Annotated in this window: 16 protein-coding genes; 11 read left to right on the forward strand and 5 right to left on the reverse strand. The window is 71.2% G+C overall.

What is annotated here, in order from left to right; translation table 11 throughout:
- Positions 1-25: 25 nt before the first annotated feature.
- From P1V51_21410 to P1V51_21430, 5 genes are all read left to right on the forward strand, one after another.
- Positions 26-1,153 (forward strand): PEGA domain-containing protein, encoded by a 1,128-nt coding sequence (locus P1V51_21410; protein MDF1565610.1) that lies wholly within the window; start codon positions 26-28, stop codon positions 1,151-1,153.
- Complete coding sequence (locus tag P1V51_21415; GenBank protein MDF1565611.1) at positions 1,154-3,286, forward strand: hypothetical protein; 2,133 nt, start codon at positions 1,154-1,156, stop codon at positions 3,284-3,286.
- Between the two features lie 29 nt (positions 3,287-3,315).
- Entirely contained in the window at positions 3,316-4,338 is a 1,023-nt protein-coding gene (locus P1V51_21420) for a hypothetical protein (GenBank protein ID MDF1565612.1), read from the forward strand.
- Complete coding sequence (locus tag P1V51_21425; GenBank protein ID MDF1565613.1) at positions 4,335-5,363, forward strand: DUF6091 family protein; 1,029 nt, start codon at positions 4,335-4,337, stop codon at positions 5,361-5,363. Before P1V51_21420 ends, P1V51_21425 begins: the two co-directional genes overlap by 4 nt.
- A gap of 63 nt (positions 5,364-5,426) precedes the next feature.
- Positions 5,427-7,499, forward strand: a complete 2,073-nt coding sequence (locus P1V51_21430) for a TRAP transporter large permease subunit (GenBank protein MDF1565614.1) — start codon at positions 5,427-5,429, stop codon at positions 7,497-7,499.
- Here the strand turns inward: P1V51_21430 and P1V51_21435 are convergent.
- Complete coding sequence (locus P1V51_21435) at positions 7,478-7,891, reverse strand: hemerythrin domain-containing protein (protein MDF1565615.1); 414 nt, start codon at positions 7,889-7,891, stop codon at positions 7,478-7,480. The genes P1V51_21430 and P1V51_21435 overlap by 22 nt on opposite strands.
- A 217-nt stretch (positions 7,892-8,108) precedes the next feature.
- Between P1V51_21435 and cysK the strand changes: the two genes are divergently transcribed.
- Together cysK and P1V51_21445 are read left to right on the forward strand one after the other, a co-directional pair.
- A complete protein-coding gene (gene cysK / locus P1V51_21440) occupies positions 8,109-9,035 on the forward strand; it encodes a cysteine synthase A (GenBank protein MDF1565616.1) in 927 nt (308 codons plus the stop codon).
- 4 nt (positions 9,036-9,039) lie between these two features.
- Entirely contained in the window at positions 9,040-9,963 is a 924-nt protein-coding gene (locus P1V51_21445) for a serine acetyltransferase (protein ID MDF1565617.1), read from the forward strand.
- A 10-nt stretch (positions 9,964-9,973) separates the two neighbouring features.
- Here the strand turns inward: P1V51_21445 and P1V51_21450 are convergent, their stop codons facing one another.
- Genes P1V51_21450 through P1V51_21460 form a run of 3 tightly spaced genes read right to left on the reverse strand, consistent with a single transcriptional unit; the run spans position 9,974 to position 13,142 of the window.
- Positions 9,974-10,927 carry a GGDEF domain-containing protein gene (locus P1V51_21450; GenBank protein MDF1565618.1) on the reverse strand — a complete coding sequence of 318 codons (954 nt, stop codon included), beginning with the start codon at positions 10,925-10,927 and terminating at the stop codon, positions 9,974-9,976.
- Positions 10,924-11,973 carry a zinc-binding dehydrogenase gene (locus P1V51_21455; GenBank protein MDF1565619.1) on the reverse strand — a complete coding sequence of 350 codons (1,050 nt, stop codon included), beginning with the start codon at positions 11,971-11,973 and terminating at the stop codon, positions 10,924-10,926. The genes P1V51_21450 and P1V51_21455 overlap by 4 nt, the downstream gene beginning before the upstream one ends.
- A complete protein-coding gene (locus P1V51_21460; GenBank protein MDF1565620.1) occupies positions 11,970-13,142 on the reverse strand; it encodes an amidohydrolase family protein in 1,173 nt (390 codons plus the stop codon). The genes P1V51_21455 and P1V51_21460 overlap by 4 nt, the downstream gene beginning before the upstream one ends.
- A 455-nt stretch (positions 13,143-13,597) precedes the next feature.
- On the opposite strand from P1V51_21460, the gene P1V51_21465 reads away from it, so the two are divergent.
- On the forward strand, positions 13,598-15,019 hold the full coding sequence (locus P1V51_21465) for an MATE family efflux transporter (GenBank protein MDF1565621.1): 1,422 nt from the start codon (positions 13,598-13,600) through the stop codon (positions 15,017-15,019).
- A gap of 83 nt (positions 15,020-15,102) precedes the next feature.
- Positions 15,103-15,861 carry a ZIP family metal transporter gene (locus P1V51_21470; GenBank protein MDF1565622.1) on the forward strand — a complete coding sequence of 253 codons (759 nt, stop codon included), beginning with the start codon at positions 15,103-15,105 and terminating at the stop codon, positions 15,859-15,861.
- A gap of 7 nt (positions 15,862-15,868) precedes the next feature.
- Here P1V51_21470 and P1V51_21475 read toward each other — a convergent pair whose 3' ends face one another.
- Positions 15,869-16,249 (reverse strand): hypothetical protein, encoded by a 381-nt coding sequence (locus P1V51_21475; protein MDF1565623.1) that lies wholly within the window; start codon positions 16,247-16,249, stop codon positions 15,869-15,871.
- A gap of 192 nt (positions 16,250-16,441) precedes the next feature.
- Between P1V51_21475 and P1V51_21480 the strand changes: the two genes are divergently transcribed.
- Positions 16,442-18,814 carry a 3-hydroxyacyl-CoA dehydrogenase/enoyl-CoA hydratase family protein gene (locus tag P1V51_21480; GenBank protein MDF1565624.1) on the forward strand — a complete coding sequence of 791 codons (2,373 nt, stop codon included), beginning with the start codon at positions 16,442-16,444 and terminating at the stop codon, positions 18,812-18,814.
- Positions 18,815-18,828: 14 nt separating this feature from the next.
- Positions 18,829-19,466 (forward strand): beta-ketoacyl synthase N-terminal-like domain-containing protein (locus P1V51_21485; GenBank protein ID MDF1565625.1); only part of this gene is annotated, 638 nt, incomplete at its 3' end.

Consider the following 19,466-nt stretch of genomic DNA (forward strand, 5'->3'; position numbering starts at 1 on the left):
CCGGCCCCCGGTATGCTCGCCTGCTATGAGCAGATTCGGCCGTCTCGTGGCGATCGCCGCGGTCTCGATCTTCTCTGCGCCGGGGGTCCTCCAGGCGCAGGAGGGCAAGACCTTCGTGGTCCTCGATCTCTCCGCGCCGCCGGTGCTGCGCAACCTCGGGCGGGTGGTGGCGATGACGGTCGCCAAGGAGGCGGAGGAGCTCGGCGCGAAGAGTATCGACGCGCGGGCCCTGGCCAAGGACGTCGGCAAGGCGAAGGTCGACGCGGCGGCCTCCTGCGGGATCGACGCCGACTGCCTGGGGGTCCAGCTCGCCGGGGTGAAGGCCGACCGGGTGATCGCCGGCACCTTCAACAAGACGGCCACCCACTACCAGGTGCGGCTGGTCCACGTGGATCTGGCCACCCGCCAGGCCGTCAGCCGGATGGAGCGGGACATCCTCATCGCCTCCCGGGCCCTGCAGAGCGAGGTGGAGGCCGGGATCCCGGACCTCCTCAAGGGGGAGCCGGCGAAGATGGGCCTGCTGGTCGTCGTCAGCGAGGTCCCCGAGGCCACGGTGAGCATCGACGGCAAGGTGCGGGGGAGGACCCCCGAGGCCCGCATCCCGGTGCAGCCCGGCAAGCACCGCATCCTGGTCGAGCGGGAGAACTACCTCTCCCTGGATCGCTTCGTGGATGTCGCGGACGAGGGGGAGACCCGCTTCGAGGCCGACCTCTTCCTCATCCCCGGTCGGGAGGCCCCCACGGTGGTGGCCGCGCCCACCCCCGCCCCGGAGGGCGAGGCGCAGGGGCCCAAGACGGTGCTGCGCGTCCCGCTGGTCACCTGGATCGCCGGGGGGGCGGCCCTCGCCCTGGCCGGCGGCGGCATGGCCTACGGGATCCGGGCCCAGGGCATCGAGAACGAGGCCGTCGCCCTCAACTCCGGCGACACGGTGCTGGCCATCACCCGCCAGCGGGCCCTGGCCGGCAAGCGCTCGGCCACGATGGCCAACGTCTTCTACGGCGCGGCGGGCGCCGGCGCGGTCACCGCCGTCGTGCTCACCGCCCTCCTCGGTCGCACCCAGACGGACGACGGGGCCGCCCCCGAGGCGCCCGGCGCCGTCACTCTCGTGCCGCTCCGGGACGGCGCGCTCCTCAGTGTCGGAGGGCGATTCTAGATGCGACTCGGAACCCTGCTCCTCGTCTCCCTCTTCGTGGTGGGCCTCGGCTGCACCTACGGCGTCGACACCGAGGGCTCGGAGTTCACCTGCGTCACCGATGAGGACTGCGGTGAGGGCTGGGAGTGCTTCGAGACCGATCCGGGTCGCCGGGTCTGTCATCTCGAGGGTGAGTGCACGATCGAGACCTGCAACGAGCAGGACGACGACTGCGACGGCCGCACCGACGACGGCTTCGACCTCGACACCGACGACGCGAACTGCGGCGCCTGCGGGCAGGCCTGCGCGGCGGGCTCCGCCTGCGTCGGCGGTGCCTGTCACGAGCTCGCCACCGACTGCGCGGACGGCGTGGACGACGACGGCGACGGCGCCACCGACTGCGCCGACGACGACTGCGACGCCGCGAGCTGCGGCGACCACGGCGTGATCTGCGCCGGCCTGGTCTGCGCCTGCCCCGGCGGGGAGGCCACCGAGCAGACCTGCGGGGACGGCGAGGACAACGACTGCGACGGCATGACGGACTGCGCCGACACGGACTGCCTCGATCGCAGCTGCGGCAGCCACGGCGTGCTCTGCGCCGCCGGCGGCGCCTGCGAGTGTCCCTTCGGCGAGGCGACCGAGGTCTCTTGCGGTGACACCACCGACAACGACTGCGACGGCCTGCCCGACTGCGCCGACGCCGACTGCGATCAGCAGGCCTGCGGCGCCAACGGCCTCCTCTGCCTGGCCGTGGACAGCTGCGCCTGCCCGCTCGGCAGCGCCCCGGAGACCTCCTGCGCCGACGGCGTGGACGACGACTGCGACGGCGCGACGGATTGCGAGGACGTGGACTGCCTGGGCCTCTCCTGCGGCGCCAACGGCGTGACCTGTGATGCGGCCGGCGCCTGCAGCTGCCCGCAGGCCGGCCCCGAGGCCACCTGCGGCGACGCCTTCGACGACGACTGCGACGGCATGACGGACTGCGCCGACGCCGACTGCCAGGGCCTCTCCTGCGCGGCGGACCTCGTCTGCGGCGCGAGCGCCTGTGACGTCGAGGCCACCTGCGACGACACCGTCGACAACGACGGGGACGGCGCCACCGACTGCGACGACGCGGACTGCCAGGGGCTCTCCTGCGCACCGGGGCTCACCTGCTCGGCCACCGGCTGCGACGCCGAGTCCGGCTGCCTCGACGCGGTGGACAACGACGGGGACGGCGCCACCGACTGCGCCGATCCCGACTGCTGTGGGGCCAGCCACTGCCGCGGCGTCGCCTGCTCGGCCACCGCCGCCTGCTCGGCCACCGGCTGTGATGGCGAGCTGCTCTGCGGAGACGGCGTCGATGACGACGCCGATGGCGCCACCGACTGCGTGGACGCCGACTGCAACGGGCGGCCGGGCCCCGCGGGGAGCCTCTGCTCCGGCGGCGCCGCGCACGAGCTGGACTGCGCCGACGGGGTCGACGACGACGGGGACGGCGCGACCGATTGTGCCGATCCCGACTGCCTCGCTTCCGACTGCGCGGCGGGCCTCCGCTGCAGCGCGACGGGCTGCAACGTCGAGAGCAACTGCTCCGACGGGCTGGACAACGACGGCGACGCGGCGAGCGGTGGCGGCATCGACTGCACCGACCCCGACTGCGTGGGGGAGCTCTGTCAGCTCGGCGCCCAGGTCGCGGCCTGTGGCAGCTTCGGGGCCTGCGACGTCGAGGCGGAGTGCGGCAACGGCGCGGACGACGACGGGGACACCCTCACCGACTGCGACGATCCCGACTGCCTCGGCGCCACCTGCGGCCTGGGCATGGCCTGCATCACCGGCGGCTGCTCCGACGAGGTCGAGTGCGACAACGGGATCGACGAGGACGGTGACGGCGCGACCGACTGCGCCGAGCTCATCTCCTGCGTCGGGAAGGTCTGCGCCGCGGGCGTGGCCTGCGACAACGCCGGCGCCTGCGCGCGGGAGATCGAGTGCGGCAACGGCTACGACGACGACGGCGATCTCGAGACGGACTGCGCCGATCTCGACTGCGCCGGCGCGGGCTGCGGGCTGGGTTGTACCTGCATCGGCGGCTTCGCCCTCGAGCAGGACTGCGCCGACGGCGCGGACAACGATCACGACGGCGCGACCGACGCGGCGGACAGCGACTGCCCCTGAACGGGGAGCGCGGAAGGAGGATTGGCGGGATGAATCATCGAGTGAGGCTCTTCGTCACACTGGCGTGCATCGGAAGTGGTGGCCTGAGCGCGGGCTGCCGGGGGACCCTCTACCGGCAGACGGGCAAGGTCATGTCCGGCTACACGGTGGAGCACATGGTGCCTGCGCTGATGAGCGACGACGACGTGGGGATGGCCTGCGAGACCGGGGTCTCGATGGGGGGCTTCCTGATGTCCTTCGAGCGGGTCACCGACGTCCCCGAGCAGGCGGGCTCGGTCACCATGCTCTCGGCGGCGATGTGCGCCGAGGCCGAGGCCTGGGAGGCCGAGCTCCGCGGCCTGCGGGCCCTCCACGAGGGGAGGGCGACCGCCGCCCAGGACGCCCGGATCGCCGAGAAGCGGGCCCACTCCCTGGCGGCCCGCCGCTTCCTGCGGGCCTTCGAGCTCTCCGAGGCGGCCTTCGGTGAGGTCGGCGGGGCCTGCCCCAAGCTCGACGAGGGTGAGGGCGCCTTCTACCTCCTGGGGCTCTCCGCCGGCCTGCTGGCCCTGATCCACGACCGCGCGGCCGAGGGCGAGGCGGGCGTCCCGATGGACATCCCGGCCAAGGTGATCCGGGCGGCCGACTGCATCGAGGACGCGAAGTGGTGGGGCGCCCCGGGCGCGTTGAAGGCGGCGCTCTGGACCTCGGTCCCCGGCTCGGCCCCCGAGGGGACCGACCCCTGGGCCGCCCTCGACACCGCCGCGGCCACCGGTGAGATCGCCGGGGTCCGCCTGGCCCGGGCCTTCCAGGTGCAGGCCGCCGGCGCGACCGGGAGGGACGACCTGCTCCGGACGAAGGTCACCGCCCACGCGGCCTCGCTCGTCGAGCAGCCCTCGAATCCGGAGTGGAAGCTCCTGGACCGCTACGCGACCCACCTCATCCTGCACGAATCCGATAGGATCTGGACCAAGAACAGCGGCCACCGCACGCCTCTGGGAGCCCTCGGTGAGTTCCCTGGCGCGTCCGAAGAGCCCGTCGACGACTCCCTTCTCGAGGGCCTGGAGGACGAATGAACATTCGCAAGATCACCCTGCTCACCTCGCTGCTCACCCTCCTCGCCCTGCTGGCCCCGGCGGCCGCGACGGCCGGGGACGCTCCGGCGAAGAAGAAGCTGAAGCTCTGCATCTATGATCCCAGCGGGGCCGTGGGTGACGCCTACAACATGGCCAAGGACTACCGGGCCGCGGCCGCCGCCTGGGGTGCCGAGCTCGAGCTCTCCCCCTACACCGACGAGCGCACCGCCAGCGAGGACTTCAAGGCCGGCAAGTGCGACCTCGCGCTGCTCACCGGCGTCCGCTCGCGGCACTTCAACCGCTTCGCCGGCACGGTCGAGGCGCTCGGCGCCCTCAAGAGCTACGATCAGCTCCACTCGGTCCTCAAGCTCCTGGCCAGCCCCAAGGCTGGCAAGAAGATGCAGAGCGGTAACTACGAGGTCATCGCCATCTTCCCGGCCGGCGCGGTCTACCTGATGCTCCGGGATCGCAACCTGCGCAACGTGAAGGACCTGGCGGGCAAGCGCATCGCCACCCTCGACTTCGACGAGGCCGCCATCTCCCTGGTCGATCGGGCCGGCGCCTCGATGGTGCCCGCCGACGTGGGCACCTTCGCCGGGATGTTCAACAACGGCGGCGTCGACGTGGCCTACGCGCCGGCGGCGGCGGTGGAGCCCCTCGAGCTGAAGAAGGGCCTGCTCCCCGACGGCGGCATGGCCCGCTACCCGCTCGCGCAGCTCACCCTGCAGATCCTCGCCCACCACGATCGCATCGACGAGGCCTTCGGAAACGCCTCCCGCAAGTGGGCGGCTGACAACTTCAGGACGACCCTGAAGGTGGTCGAGCGGGCCGAGAAGGCCATCCCCGCGAAGCTCTGGATCGAGATCTCGCCGGAGGAGGAGGCGATGTACGACGACCTCTTCCGCAATGTCCGCCTCGACATGCGCGAGAAGGACGTCTTCGATGGCACCATGCTGCGGCTGATGCGCCGGGTGCGCTGCCAGGCCAATCCCAAGCGCGCGGAGTGCGCCGAGAAGCGGGAGTAGAACCACTTGAGCACGGATACGGGACGGGGAGGAAAGGCGCGAGCCTGGCTCTCGACTCTGCCAGTGGTCATCCTCCTCGGGGCGACCATCCTGCATGGCCTCGGCGAGGGGGTGCACGCGCGCGTCCTCCAGATGGGGGAGGGGATCTGGCCCGGCTACGCCGAGCTGCGCTCCGACCCCGAGCGGCCGCCCTGTGATCCCGAGGGTGGGGCCGCCGCCGCCTCGGCGGGCGGCGAGGAGGAGGGCGCCGGGGCTGACGCCGAGGCAGAAGCTGAGGCTGACGCTGCCGAGGAGGGAGAGGGCGGCGACGACTTCCTCGATGACCTCCTCGGGGACGAGGACGAGGGCGACGAGGAGGCCGCCGCGGCCGCCGCGGCCGCCGCCGCCACCAAGTGCAAGCAGGAGCACGATCGGTACGAGATCCTCATCTCCCGCATCACCCCGGGGCTGAGGGCCTTCCGGGGCTTCGAGGGGGCCATCGCGGCCTTCGTCCACACCGGGGTCTCCTACCTGCGGCACATGCTGGTGCTGCTGCTCCTCTTCTGCGCCGTCACCGCCAGCGCCCTGCGGGCGCACATCGCCCTGCGGCCGGCGCAGACCCGCCTCGACCTCTGGGCCTCCGAGGGCGCGATGGCCGCCGCCGGGCTGGCGCTGACCGTCTCCAGCTACTTCAAGTGGCAGGTCGAGGTCGACTCGGGACTGGCCCCTCGCAACGCTGGCCTGCCGATCCTCTGGATGATCGGCTTCGCCGTGATGACCGGCGTGGCGGTCTACCACCTGGTTCGGCCGCCCGAGGGGCTCTCGGAGGGCGGCTCGAAGGTGAAGGCCTTCCTCGCCGTCCCCCTCTTCGCGGTGATGGCGCTGATCGGCTCCTTCCACTTCTTCGTGCTGGAGAGCTACCCGGCGGGGCTGGCGAACTACCTGCAGAAGCTGACCGAGCACGCCCTGCTCTACATCCACGTGGGGCTCTACGTCTGGGCCGGCATGCTGCTGAAGCGCACGCGCATCGCGGCGCTCTCCTTCGACCTGGTGCGGCCCTGGAAGCTGACCCCCGAGCTGCTGGCCTTCGTGGTGGTCGCCGCCGCGGCCATCCCCACCGCCTACAGCGGCGCCTCCGGCATCTTCGTCATCGCGGCGGGCGGAGTGATCTACACCGAGCTAACCCGGGCGGGCGCCCGGAAGCAGCTGGCCCTCGCCGCCACGGCCATGTCCGGCAGCCTCGGCGTGGTCCTCTCCCCCTGCCTGCTGGTCGTGATCGTCGCCTCCCTGAACAAGCAGGTGACCACGACCCAGCTCTACGGCTGGGGCTGGAAGGTCTTCCTCCTCACCGCGACCCTCTTCCTCTTCGCCAGCCTGATCGTCGGTCGGAAGCTCCCCAAGATCGCCGCGCCCGGCGAGGCCTTCAAGGGGAGCCTGGCCGCGATGCGCCCCCTCCTGCCCTACATCGGGATCCTCCTGGGGCTGCTCCTGGCCTACGGCCTCGGCCTGGGCCTGACCCTCAACGAGCACACGGCGCCGGCGATGCTGCCGGTGATCCTCCTGGTCATCCTGGCCTACGACCGCCGCAAGGCGAAGAAGGAGGTCCGGGAGGACGAGAGCACCGACGAGGAAGATGCGAAGGCCGAGGGCTACCGCCGGGCGATCTTCGACGGCACCAGCGAGACCACCGGCCACATCGGGGCCCTGCTGATGCTGATGGGCCTCTCGGTGGTGCTCGGCGGCGTGATCGAGCGGGGAGACCTGATGGCGATGGTGCCCTCGGACTTCGGCTCGCCCCTGGTCGCCATGACCGTGCTGGTCATCCTCCTGGTCTTCATCGGCATGGTGATGGACCCCTACGGCGCCGTGATCCTGGTGACCGTCGCCTTGGCGGGCATCGCCGACCAGAGCGGCATCGACCCGGTGCACTTCTGGATGGTGGTGCTGGTGGCCTTCGAGCTGGGCTACCTCTCACCACCGGTGGCGCTCAACCACCTGCTGACCCGGCAGGTGGTCGGGATCGACCTGGACGAGGTGCACGCCGAGGCCGAGGCCGCCGGCATGGGCTTCTGGGGCCGGCACGAGCGGATCCTGCTGCCGATGTCGGTCATGGCGACCGCGCTGCTGATCGTCGCCTACCTGCCTCTCTTCTGGTAGGCGCTCAGGTGCTCCGCCAGGGCCCGGTCGTCCTTGCGGGTGTGGGCCACGAACCAGTCGCGTAGCAGGAAGAAGGTCTCGGCGATGGCCGAGGCATCGGAGTGCGTGGCAGCCCGCCGCAGGTCCTCGAGGCGATCGAGGTAGGTGCGGTGCTCGTCGAGGTGGAGGCCGATCTGGGAGTAAGCCGCCTCGGCCATCAGCTTGGCCTCGGTGGAGAAGTGGGTCCGCAGCTGATCCAGCACCTTCCCCAGGGCGGCGTCGAAGCGCTCCGGGGTCCCGCCGGAGAGGACGAGCTCGTGCAGCTCGTTGAACGCCGCGCCGAGCGCCTCGTGCTGGGCGTCGATCTCCTCGTGTCCGAGGCGATCCTCTTCGGTCCATTTGACGAGCGGCATGTCAGTCTCCAGTCATCCCCGAGATCGGGTGAGTGCGTCGTGATAGTAGGGGAGCCCGGGTTGGCCACCGTGCTGACCGTTCGAGATCACCATAGCAGGTCCGTCCCGGGGTTCGCTCGACGAAGGGTGGAGGGCGGAATGCCTTGCCTCGACCTCGAAAAGGCGCTCAGTATCCCTGGTTCGACCGGGTTCGGATTCAAGCCAGAGGGGAGCCTCAATGCCCATTGCCAGCAAGGTGACCGATCTGATCGGGGGTACGCCCATGGTCCAGCTGCGGACCGGGGAGGGAGCCGGCGAGGTGGTCGCCAAGCTCGAGTTCACCAACCCCTGCTCCAGCGTGAAGGACCGCATCGCCCTCGCGATGATCGAGGCCGCGGAGGAGGCCGGCGCCATCAAGGAGGAGAGCATCCTCATCGAGCCGACCAGCGGCAACACGGGGATCGGCCTGGCCTGCGTCTGCGCCGCGAAGGGCTACCGGCTGGTGCTCACCATGCCCGAGACGATGAGCCAGGAGCGCCGCAAGCTGCTCTCGGCCCTCGGCGCCCAGCTGATCCTCACTCCGGGGCCGGGCGGGATGCGGGGCGCCATCGATCACGCCGTCGAGCTCTGCAAGAAGGACGAGCGCTACGTGCTCCTCCAGCAGTTCGAGAACGCCGCCAACCCCGAGGCCCACCGGCGGACCACGGCCGAGGAGATCTGGTCCGACTGCGAGTCCCGGGTCGACGTGCTGGTCGCCGGCGTCGGCACGGGCGGCACGATCACCGGCGTGGGGCAGGTGCTCAAGGCGCGCAACCCGGGGCTGAAGGTCGTGGCGGTCGAGCCCGACGACTCTCCGGTGCTCTCCGGCGGCGCTCCCGGACCCCACCCCATCCAGGGCATCGGCGCGGGCTTCGTGCCGGCCATCCTCGACCGGGAGATCATCGACGAGGTGGTGCGGGTGAAGGGCGAGGACGCGGTGTCCACTGCTCGCCGCCTGGCGCGGGAGGAGGGCATCCTCGTGGGCATCTCCTCGGGCGCCGCAGCCTGGGCCGCCCTCGAGCTCTCCCGCCGGCCCGAGCACGCCGGCCAGCGCATCGTGGTGATCCTGCCGGACACCGGTGAGCGCTACCTCTCGACCCCGCTCTTCGAGTTCGAGGGAGACTGAGGCGATGAGCGACAAGGGTGACGAGATCATCCTCGGACCGGTAGTGGACGCCCTCTGCTCCCTGGAGAACCGCCCGGCGAGCCGCCGGGGCGCGGCCCAGCGGCAGCTGCTCCCCTCGCGCGACGCCCTCATCGACATCCTCGGGTCGCTGCGCTCGGTCCTCTTCCCGGGCTACTTCTCGGACTGGGACCTCTCCCAGGAGAGCCTCCACTTCTACGTGGGCGCCACCCTCGACCGGGTCCTCCACGTCCTGCAGGAGCAGATCCGCCGGGGCCTCTGCTTCGCGATGGAGGAGCCCTGCGCGGAGAGCGGCGACGCCCAGGAGCGGGCCCACGAGATCACCCGCGAGTTCCTCCGGCGCCTGCCCGCGCTCCGGGAGCGCCTCGACACCGACGTGCAGGCGCACTACGACGGCGATCCGGCGGCGACGACCCGCGGAGAGATCGTCTACTCGTACCCCGGGCTGCGGGCGATCATGCACTACCGCCTGGCGCACGAGCTCCACGCGCTGGGCGTGCCGCTGATCCCCCGGATCATCACCGAGCACGCCCACGCCCTCACTGGCGTGGACATCCACCCGGGCGCGACGATCGGCGAGCGCTTCTTCATCGATCACGGCACGGGCGTCGTGATCGGGGAGACCAGCGTGATCGGGCGGAACGTGTGCATCTACCAGGGCGTCACCCTCGGGGCGAAGAGCTTCCCGAAGGACGAGAAGGGCAACCCGGTCAAGGGCATCCCCCGTCACCCGATCGTCGAGGACGGCGTGATCATCTACTCCGGGGCGACCATCCTCGGGCGGGTCACGATCGGGAAGGGCGCGGTGGTGGGCGGCAACGTCTGGCTCACCCGGGACGTGGCGCCGGGCACCATGGTGACCCAGGGGCAGAGCCGCCAGGTGGTCTTCGAGGGCGGCGGCGGGATCTGAGCTTCGGCCCTCAGGCCTTGCTGACCCGGTTCCCGCCGAAGGCGCGGGAGGTGCCCAGGGCGCTGCGCGCAGCCTCGTGGAGCCCGGCGGAGTCGAGGGCATCCTCGGGGAAGCCGGCGACCCCGATGCTGACCGTGATGATCCGGCCGCCGGCGCCCTGGAGGGAGCTGGCCACCGTGGCCCGGACCCGCTCGGCCTTCACCATGGCCCCCTCCTTCGGGGTGTCCGGCAGGAGCAGGGCGAAGCGGCACTCGCCGAGGCGCGCGGCGACGTCGCCGTCCCGGGAGTGGAGCACCTCTGGCTCGTCCCCGGCGAGGAAGCCCGCCAGCCGCAGGATCGACGCCTCGATCATGGCGCCGGCGAGCTCCTTGCGGTGGGTCTCGTACTCGTCGATGGAGAGGAGGATGAGGGAGAGCGTGCGCTCGTGCCGCACGGCCCGGGCGACCTCCTCGATCAGCCGCCCCTCGTAGTGGACCCCGCTGTAGAGGCCGGTGGTGAGGTCCCGCTCCGAGGCATCGAAGGCCGACTTGGCCTCGAGCCGCGCGTAGAGGAGGGCAGAGGCCACCTTGAGGTAGCCCTCCAGGAGCTCGTCGGTGATCGCCGGCTCGCTCGCGTCGCCATCCGCCCAGACGATCACGCCCAGCGGCATCCCCCCCTGGGTGAGGAGCCGGTGGCCGTCGAAGGGGCGGCCGAAGGCCTCCTCGAGCGCCTCTGGCTCGTCGGCCCGGGTGGCCGTGAGGTAGAGGATCCCCGGGGCGACCTCGGTGCCCGGCGCGGCCGAGGAGGAGAGGAGGGCCAGCTCGTCACCCTTCTCCTCGAGGTAGAGGTGCACCGAGCGCGGTCCGCGGAGGTCGCGGATCGACTCGGTCAGCTTGCGGCCGAGGGAGAAGAGATCGCTCTCCTCCGCCAGCGCGAGGATCTGCTCGAAGGTCCTCTCGACGGCCGTCTGTTCCTGACGCGTCACGCGTTCCCCTGGCCTCCTACCGCCAGGACGATCTTACCATGATGGTCGGCCGCCTCGAGGGCGGCGTAGCCCGCGTGGATCTCCTCGAGGGGGAGGACGCGATCGATCACCGGGGCCAGGGGGCCGCGGGCCGCGAGCTCGAGGCAGGTGGCGAGCTCGGAGCGCGTGCCCATCGTGGAGCCCAGCAGCTCGAGCTGCCGCGCGAAGAGCACCCGCAGGTCGATGCTGGCGGCGTGGCCGGTGGTGGCGCCGCAGGTGACCAGGCGGCCGCCGACCTTCAGGGCTCGCACCGAGATCGGCCAGGTGAGCTCCCCGGTGTGCTCGAAGACCACGTCGACCCCGCCCGGGGCGAGGGACTTCAGGCGGACCTTGAGATCCTCGGCCCGGTAGTTGATCACCTCGTCGGCCCCGAGGGCGGCCGCCCGCTCGGCCTTCTCGTCGCTGCTGGTCGAGGCGATGACCCGGGCACCCCGGTGGCGGGCGATCTGGATCGCGGCGCAGCCCACGCCGCTGGAGGCGCCGTGCACCAGCACCGTCTCGTCCCGGCGCAGGCGAGCCCGGGCGGTGAGCATGTGCCAGGCGGTGAGGGTGGCGACCCCCACCGCGGCGGCGACCTCGAAGTCCAGGCCCTCCGGCTTGCGCAGGAGGTTGCGGCGCGGCGCCACGAAGGCCTCGGCGGCGCAGCCGGGGCGGTGCTCGCCGAAGAGGTGGTACTCGCTGCAGAGGTTCTCGCGGCCGGCGATGCAGTCGATGCAGCGGCCGCAGAAGTGGCCGGCCGACAGCACCACCTCCTCGCCCGGGTCGAGGTCGGTCACGCCCTCGCCCACCGCGTCCACCACGCCGGCGGCGTCGGCGCCCACCACGTGGGGGAAGCCGAGCTCGAGGCCGCGCCAGCCCTTGCGGACCCAGACGTCGAGGTGGTTGAGGGCCACGGCCCGCGGCCGCACCCGCACCTCTCCGGGGCCCGGCTCGGGCAGGGGCAGGTCCTTCAGCTGGAGGACCTCCGGTCCTCCATGGCCGACGAGAGCTGCTGCACGGATCGTCATAGGCTTCTTCCTTCGCGGTGGACCCCGACCACCCGGCGCAGACATCCTGGCTCCGTCAGCGGGTCCCCGTCGACCCGCGTGAGATCGGCTCGCCGTCCGGGGGCGAGGAGCCCCCGGTCGCCCAGGCCCAGGCCCTCGGCGGCGCCCGAGGTGCAGCTCACGAGCGCGGCGTGGGGCGGCAGGCCCGCCTCGATCATCGCCTCGAGCTCCGCGGCGAGATCCCCGTGGCGGTTGAGCGGGGTGCCGGCGTCGGTCCCGGCCACGATCCGCACCCCCCGGGCGAGGGCGGCCGCAAAGCTCTTGCGGTGATCGTCCACCGCCCGGGCCATCTTCTCCACCACGAAGTCGGGGACGCCCCGGCCCCGGCCGGCGAGGATGCCCCGGGAGGCATTGAAGGTGGGGACCAGGGAGGCTCCCTTCCGCTCGAAGGCGTCGAGGCAGGCCTCGTCCAGCCAGATCCCGTGCTCGATGGTGGCGACCCCGGCCTCGAGGGCGGCGAGCACGCCGCCGGCCCCCTGGGCGTGGGCGGCCACCCGCACGCCCCTCTCGGTGGCGATGGCCAGGGCGGCGTGGAGATCCCGGTCCGGGAGCTGCTGCTTCCCGGGATCCACCCCCGGGGTCATCATCCCGCCGGTCACCGCCAGCTTCAGCCAGCGGGCGCCGGCCTCGATCTCCCGGCGGCCGGCCTCCCAGAAGCCCTCGGCCTCGGAGACCGCCCGGCCGACGAAGTCACCGTGGCCGCCGGTGATGCACAGGAGGTGCCCCGCGGGGATCACCTCCGGTCCCCGGCGCAGCCCGGCCGCGATCTCCCGGGCGAGGCGGATGGCCTCGCCCCCCGGGGCCCCCAGGTCGCGCACCGTCGTCACCCCGGCGTCCAGGTGGGCCTCCGCCGCCTCCACCGCCTGTCGCTGCCGCTCCTCCGGGCTGGCGGCGAGGATCTCCGAGCGGGGATCGAGGCCTCCGGAGAGGGTGAGGTGGACGTGGGCGTCGATCAGCCCCGGCATCAGGGTCCCGGGGCCCGACACCTCGGGGAGGCCGCGGGTCTTCAGCTCCGAGAGGGGGCCGAGGGCCTCGATCCGGCCGTCGTCTCCGACGATCAGCCCTGCATCCTCGAGGGGCTCGGGAGCGGCGCCATCCCAGATCCGGTCGGCGGTGAAGAGGGTCCCCATGGCTCGATCCGTACCACGCACCTGCCTGGATCCCCATCCCGTACACGTCCACGTACACGTACCCGGCTTCTCCCGGGTGCCCGGCGGCGCCGACCTCTGTCCCTGGAGAGGCCGCGTACGAGCACGTGTACGTGTACGTGGACGGTGCCTCCGGCAGGTTTCCGATTGACCCGCTCGATCCCGATCGAGTACTAGCGAGGATAACGAAGGCAACTCTTCGTCAGGAGCCAAGCTCGAGCATGACCCACCGCATGTACCAGAAGACCCCCGACCTCCTCTGGAACCGGTCCGTCGCCGGTCCGCAGGGGATCGTCGTGGCCCGCGGTGGAGTCTCTCGAGAGGAGCGCCAGCCCTAGCAAGTAGCTGACGAAGACAGTCTCGAGTCACCCACCGCGGGCGTCCCGAAAGGGACCCCGCGGTTTTTTTTGTCCCACCTCCAACCCGAAACGAACGTCATGTCGTCCCGTAGAGAAGCACTCCCCTGGAGCAACCACCCCACCCGAGAGCTGGCCCGGCTGGCCTGGCCGATCGCGGTGTCGATGGTCTCCTACGCCCTGATGACCCTGGCCGACACCTTCTTCGTGGCGCGCCTGGGGACCTCGGCCCTGGCCGGAGTGGGCTTCGGCGGCACCGCCGCCTTCTTCCTGCTCTGTTTCTCCTTCGGCCTCCTGCGGGGGGTGCAGATCCGCACCTCGGTGGCCGTCGGCGCCGGGCGCCGGGAGCAGGCGGGCTCCGTCCTCGACGCCGGGGTGCTCCTGGCGGGAGGGATGGGGGCGCTGACCCTGGGCCTGGGGCTGCTCCTGGCCGAGGTGGTGCCCTCGCTGATGGTCTCACAAGGGGCGGCCCTGCACGCCCGGGGCTACCTCCTGGTGCGCCTGCTCGCCGCGCCGCTGGTGCTGATCGCGGTGGCCCTGCGGCAGTCCCGCACCGGGCAGGGGGACGTGCACCACCCGATGGTGGCGGCCCTGCTGGCCAACGGCCTGAACATAGCCCTCGACGCGCTCTTCATCCTCGGCCTCGAGTGGGGTCCGGAGGGCGCGGCCTGGGCCAGCGATATCGCGGCTCTGGTGGAGGCCGCCTACCTCCTGCGGGTGGCGCTGCGCGCGGGCTGGCGTCCGGGCACCGCGCGCTGGCCGGTGGTGCGCGGGGTGCTCTCCCTGGGCGTGCCCACGGGCCTGCACTTCCTGCTGGAGATGGGCTCCTTCGCGGCGCTGACGGCCCTGCTGGCGCGGATGCCGGAGGTCGAGCTGGCGGCCCACCAGATCGCCCTGCAGGTCACCCACTTCTCCTTCCTGCCCGCCGCGGCGGTGGGGGAGGCGGCCTCGACCCTGGTGGGGCAGGCGGTGGGCGGCCACCGCGACGATCTGGTCCGTCCGCTGGCGCGCCGGGCGCTCCTGGGCGCCTCCCTCTACACCGGGGCCTGGACCCTGGGCTTCGCCTTCGGGGCGCCGCTGATCGTGAGCGTCTTCACCGGCGAGGCCGAGCTGGCCGGGGTCGCGGTGCGCCTGCTCTGGGTGGCGGCGGTCTTCCAGGTCTTCGACGGCGCCAACGTGGTCGGCCGCTCCGCCTTGCGGGGCACGGGCGACGTGCGGGTGCCGGCGGTGGTCGGCGTGGTCACGGCCTGGGTCCTGGTGCCTCCGCTGGCCTGGTGGCTGGGGCTGCACCTCGGCTTCGGAGCGCTCGGGGGCTGGCTGGGCCTCTGCGTCGAGCTGATCCTCGGGGCGGCGGTCTACTGGGCTCGCGTGGAGCGGGGAGGGTGGCTGGCGTCGGCGCGGCGGACGCGGGCCTCGGTCGCCGAGCGAGACCCGGGAGAGGCCGTGAACGTGAACGTGGACGTGTACGTGGACTTGGAAGGTGAGCCTCGCGAGGCCGCCTGAGCTGTCCGGTCCTCCCGTCCTCCTCTTCACGAGGAGGGCGGGAGGGCTTCCATTTTTTTCCGGCGTGCTGTCAAAAGGCGGCGATGACCCTGGCCTACATCCTCGGCGCGAGCTTCCTGGTGAGCGTGGGCGGGACCGGCGCGGCGGCGGCGATCCTGCTCTTCCCGGACGAGGCCCGCTGCCGGCTGACCCGGGTGCTGCTGGCCTTCGCGGTCGGGGTGCTCCTCTCGGCGGCCCTGCTCGGGCTGATCCCCCACGCGGTGGAGCAGGGCGGAGAGCTCGAGCCGCTCATGGTGGCCATGCTGGTCACCTTCGTCGTGCTGATCGGCATCGAGAAGGTGATCCTCTGGGGTCACTCCCATCCCGAGGAGGAGGGGCACCGCCAGCACCACCACGAGCACACCATGGGGCCGATGGTCCTCATCGCCGACGCCCTCCACAACCTGGTGGACGGCGTCGTCATCGCCGCCGCCTTCTCGGCCTCGACCTCGCTGGGGCTGGCCACGACCCTGGCCGTGGCGGCGCACGAGATACCCCACGAGGTCAGCGACTTCGCGGTGCTGATCCAGGCGGGCTACTCCCGCGGGAAGGCCCTCCTGGCCAACATGCTGGCCGCGGGTACGACCTTCATCGGGGCCCTGCTGGCCTACTTCGTCCTCGCCGGCGTGCAGGCGGTGCTGCCCTATGCCCTGGCGGTCTCGGCGGCGAGCTTCCTCTACATCGCCATCGCGGCCCTGGTGCCGGTGCTCCACAGCCGCACCGACCTGAAGAGCACCCTGATCCAGCTCGCCTCCATCGGCGCGGGGATCGGCCTCTCGGTGATGCTCCACGAGTGGCTCTAGGGGCTCCCTAGGCGCTCGGCGGCACGCAGGCCTTGTCGCTGCCCCCCTCGACCCGGGTGATGCTCGAGGAGCAGTTCGCCTCGTTGTCGGCCGAGCGGTTGGCGTTGCACTCCGACTTGTCGGTGCAGGTGCGGAAGCAGTAGTTCACGCTGTCGTCGTGGGTGACGCAGATCGAGGGCTCCGGGCAGTCCGCGTCGGCGGTGCAGCCCTGCAGTCCGCAGTAGCCGCCCTTGAAGCCGGTGAGGCAGGTGAGGCCCAGGTCGCCGTCGGGATCGCAGTCCGCGGTGGCGGTGCACTCCCCGGCGACGCCCAGGTCGTCGGCGTTGTTGCCGCAGCCGGGCAGCATGAGGAAAAGCGTAGCGATGACGGCGAGATAGAGGTGCTTCAAGGGTTCCCCTCCCGGGAGATGTCGGCCCCTCACGGGCCAGAGAGCGAGATCCACGGTAGACGCGCCTCCGCAGCCCGTCAACGGCGCTTCGCCGCTTGACTTCAGGTCCTTGGCGCGGGACTCGATCCTGACGCATGGCGTCGGAGGCTCCCCTCCCCGCCGCTTCGATCAACCGCCAAGACGAGGTTCGTGATGAACGATCGATTCGAGAAGATCGCGGTTCTGGGCGCAGGCGTGATGGGCAGTGGCATCGCCGCCCACCTGGCCGGCGCCGGCTGCAAGGTCCTGCTGCTGGACATCGTCCCCAAGGACGCGCCGGCTGGCGACAGGAAGGCGCGCAACGCCATCGTGGACGGGGCCGTGGCCGCCGCCCTGAAGAGCCGGCCCGCCGTCTTCCACGATCCCGACGACCTGCGGCGCATCGAGACCGGCAACTTCGAGGACGACATCGAGAAGATCGGCGAGTGCGACTGGATCATCGAGGTCGTGAAGGAAGACCTGAAGATCAAGAAGATCGTCTTCGACCAGGTCGAGAAGTGCCGCAAGCCCGGCACGCCCGTGGCCTCCAACACCTCGGGCCTCTCCATCGCCGCCATGGGCGAGGGGCGCAGCGAGGACTTCCGCAAGCACCTGCTGGTGACCCACTTCTTCAACCCGGTGCGCTACATGAAGCTCCTCGAGCTGGTGCCCGGGCCGGACTGCGATCCCGCGGTCGTCGAGAAGATCGCGAACTTCGGCGCCACCGTGCTCGGCAAGGGCATCGTGATGGGCAAGGACACGCCCAACTTCGTGGCGAACCGCATCGGCGTCTACGGGATGATGCGGACGATGCAGGTGATGGAGGAGATGGAGCTCTCCATCGACGCCGTCGACTCCGTCTTCGGCCCGGCGATGGGCCGGCCGCGCTCGGCCGTCTTCCGCACGGCGGACATCGTCGGCCTCGACACCTTCATCCACGTCGCCAACAACTGCTACGACTCGCTCCTCGAGGACGAGGCCCGGGACATCTTCAAGGTGCCCGGGTGGATGCAGTGGCTCGTCGACCAGGGCTTCCTGGGCGCCAAGAGCAAGAAGGGCTTCTACCAGAAGCAGGGCAAGGAGATCCTCTCCTTCGACTGGCGGAGCAAGGAGTACAAGCCCCAGGAGAAGGTCCGCTTCGACTCCCTCGGCGCCGCCAGGGGTGAGGACGACCTCGCCAAGAAGGTGAAGGGCCTGGTCAACGCCGACGATCCGGCCGGCCAGTTCGCCTGGAAGGTGCTCTCCGCCTCCCTGGCCTACAGCGCCAACCGCGTCGGCGAGATCGCCGACGATCTCTTCAACATCGACTGCGCCATGCGCTGGGGCTTCAACTGGGAGCAGGGCCCCTTCGAGGCCTGGGACGCCATCGGCGTGCGCGAGTCGGTCGAGCGGATGAAGGCCGACGGACTCGCGATCGCCCCCTGGGTCGAGGAGTTCCTGGCCGCCGGCCACGAGAGCTTCTACCAGTGGCAGGACGGCGTGCTGCGGGTCTGGGATCCGGGCTCGAAGATCTACGAGCCCCACGTGCCGCGGCCGGGCGTGGTGCAGCTGCGCAGCGTCCGCGACCGGGCCGAGAAGCCCATCTTCGACAAGCTGGGCTGCCAGGTGCACGACCTGGGCGACGGCGTCGCCTGCGTCGAGTTCCTCACCAAGATGAACATCGTCGACGCCGACCCCCTCGAGGGCATCGAGGCCGCGCTGAACTGGGCGGAGGCCCAGGGCGTGGGCGTGGTCATCGGCAACGAGGGCAAGACCGCCTTCTCCGCCGGCGCCAACCTGATGCTCGTCTTCATGATGGCCCAGAACAAGGACTGGGAAGGCCTCGACAAGATGGTGAAGTCCTTCCAGGACATCAACCTGCGCATGCGCTACAGCCCGGTCCCGGTGGTGGCGGCCCCCCACGGCCTCACCCTCGGTGGCGGCGCCGAGATCGTGCTGCACGCCGACGCCGTGCAGGCGGCGATGGAGACCTACATCGGCCTGGTCGAGGTCGGGGTGGGCCTGCTGCCCGGCGCGGGTGGCACCAAGGAGATGGCCCTGCGGATGGCGAACGCCATCCCGGCCGGCGTCAACGCCCTCGCCCTGCCCTTCCTCCAGAAGGCCTTCGAGAACATCGCCCTGGCCAGGGTGGCCACCGGCGCTCGCGAGGCGCGGCGGCTGGGCTTCCTGCGCGACTCCGACGGCATCTCCCTCGGGAGCGAGAGCCTCATCGGCGACGCCAAGAAGCGGGTGCTGGCCCTCGCCGGCCTCGGCTACGTGCCGCCCCTGCCGGCCCAGGCCGTCCTGCCCGGGCGCGACGGCGCCGCCGTCTTCGAGTTCGTCCTCGAGGACTTCAAGGGCAAGCACATGGCCAGCGAGCACGACGTGCTCATCGGGAAGAAGATCGTGCACGTGCTCACCGGCGGCGACACCGATGGTCGCAGCCCCGTGAGCGAGCAGGCGCTGCTGGATCTCGAGCGCGAGGCCTTCCTCTCCCTGGTGGGTGAGGAGAAGACCCAGGCGCGTATCCAGCACATGCTCATGAAGAACAAGCCGCTGCGGAACTGAAGAAAGGAAACGACATGTCGACCCTCAAAGAAGCCGTCATCGTCTCCGCCGTGCGCACCCCGATGGGCCGCGGCGTGAAGGGTGTCCTCAAGGACACCCGCCCCGACACCCTGGCCGCGATCGCCATCACCGGCGCGCTCGAGGCCGCCAAGGTCGATCCGGCCCTGGTCGAGGACGTGGTCCTCGGCTGCGCCATGCCCGAGGCCGAGCAGGGCCTCAACGTGGCCCGGATCGCCGCCTTCCACGCCGGCCTCCCCGACGAGGCCGCCGCCGTCACCATCAACCGCTTCTGCTCCTCCGGCGTCCAGGCCATCGCCATGGCCGCCGAGCGGATCATGGTGGGCTCGATCGACGTTGCCGTCGCCGGCGGGACCGAGTCGATGACCATCGTCCCGATGGGCGGGCACAAGTACTCGGTGAACCCCGACCTGCACGATCGCCGGCCCGAGACCTACGTCTCGATGGGCGTGACCGCCGAGAACGTCGCCAAGAAGTACGGCGTGAGCCGCGAGGACCAGGACGCCTTCGCCCTCAAGTCGCAGCAGAAGGCCGCGGCCGCCATGGAGGCGAAGCGCTTCGACGACGAGCTCGTCCCGGTGAAGACCCGGGTCTTCAAGGACGGCGAGTGGCACGAGATCACCGTCGACCAGGA

The organism is Deltaproteobacteria bacterium (assembly GCA_029210625.1).
In the GTDB taxonomy this organism is placed as follows: domain Bacteria; phylum Myxococcota; class Myxococcia; order SLRQ01; family SLRQ01; genus JARGFU01.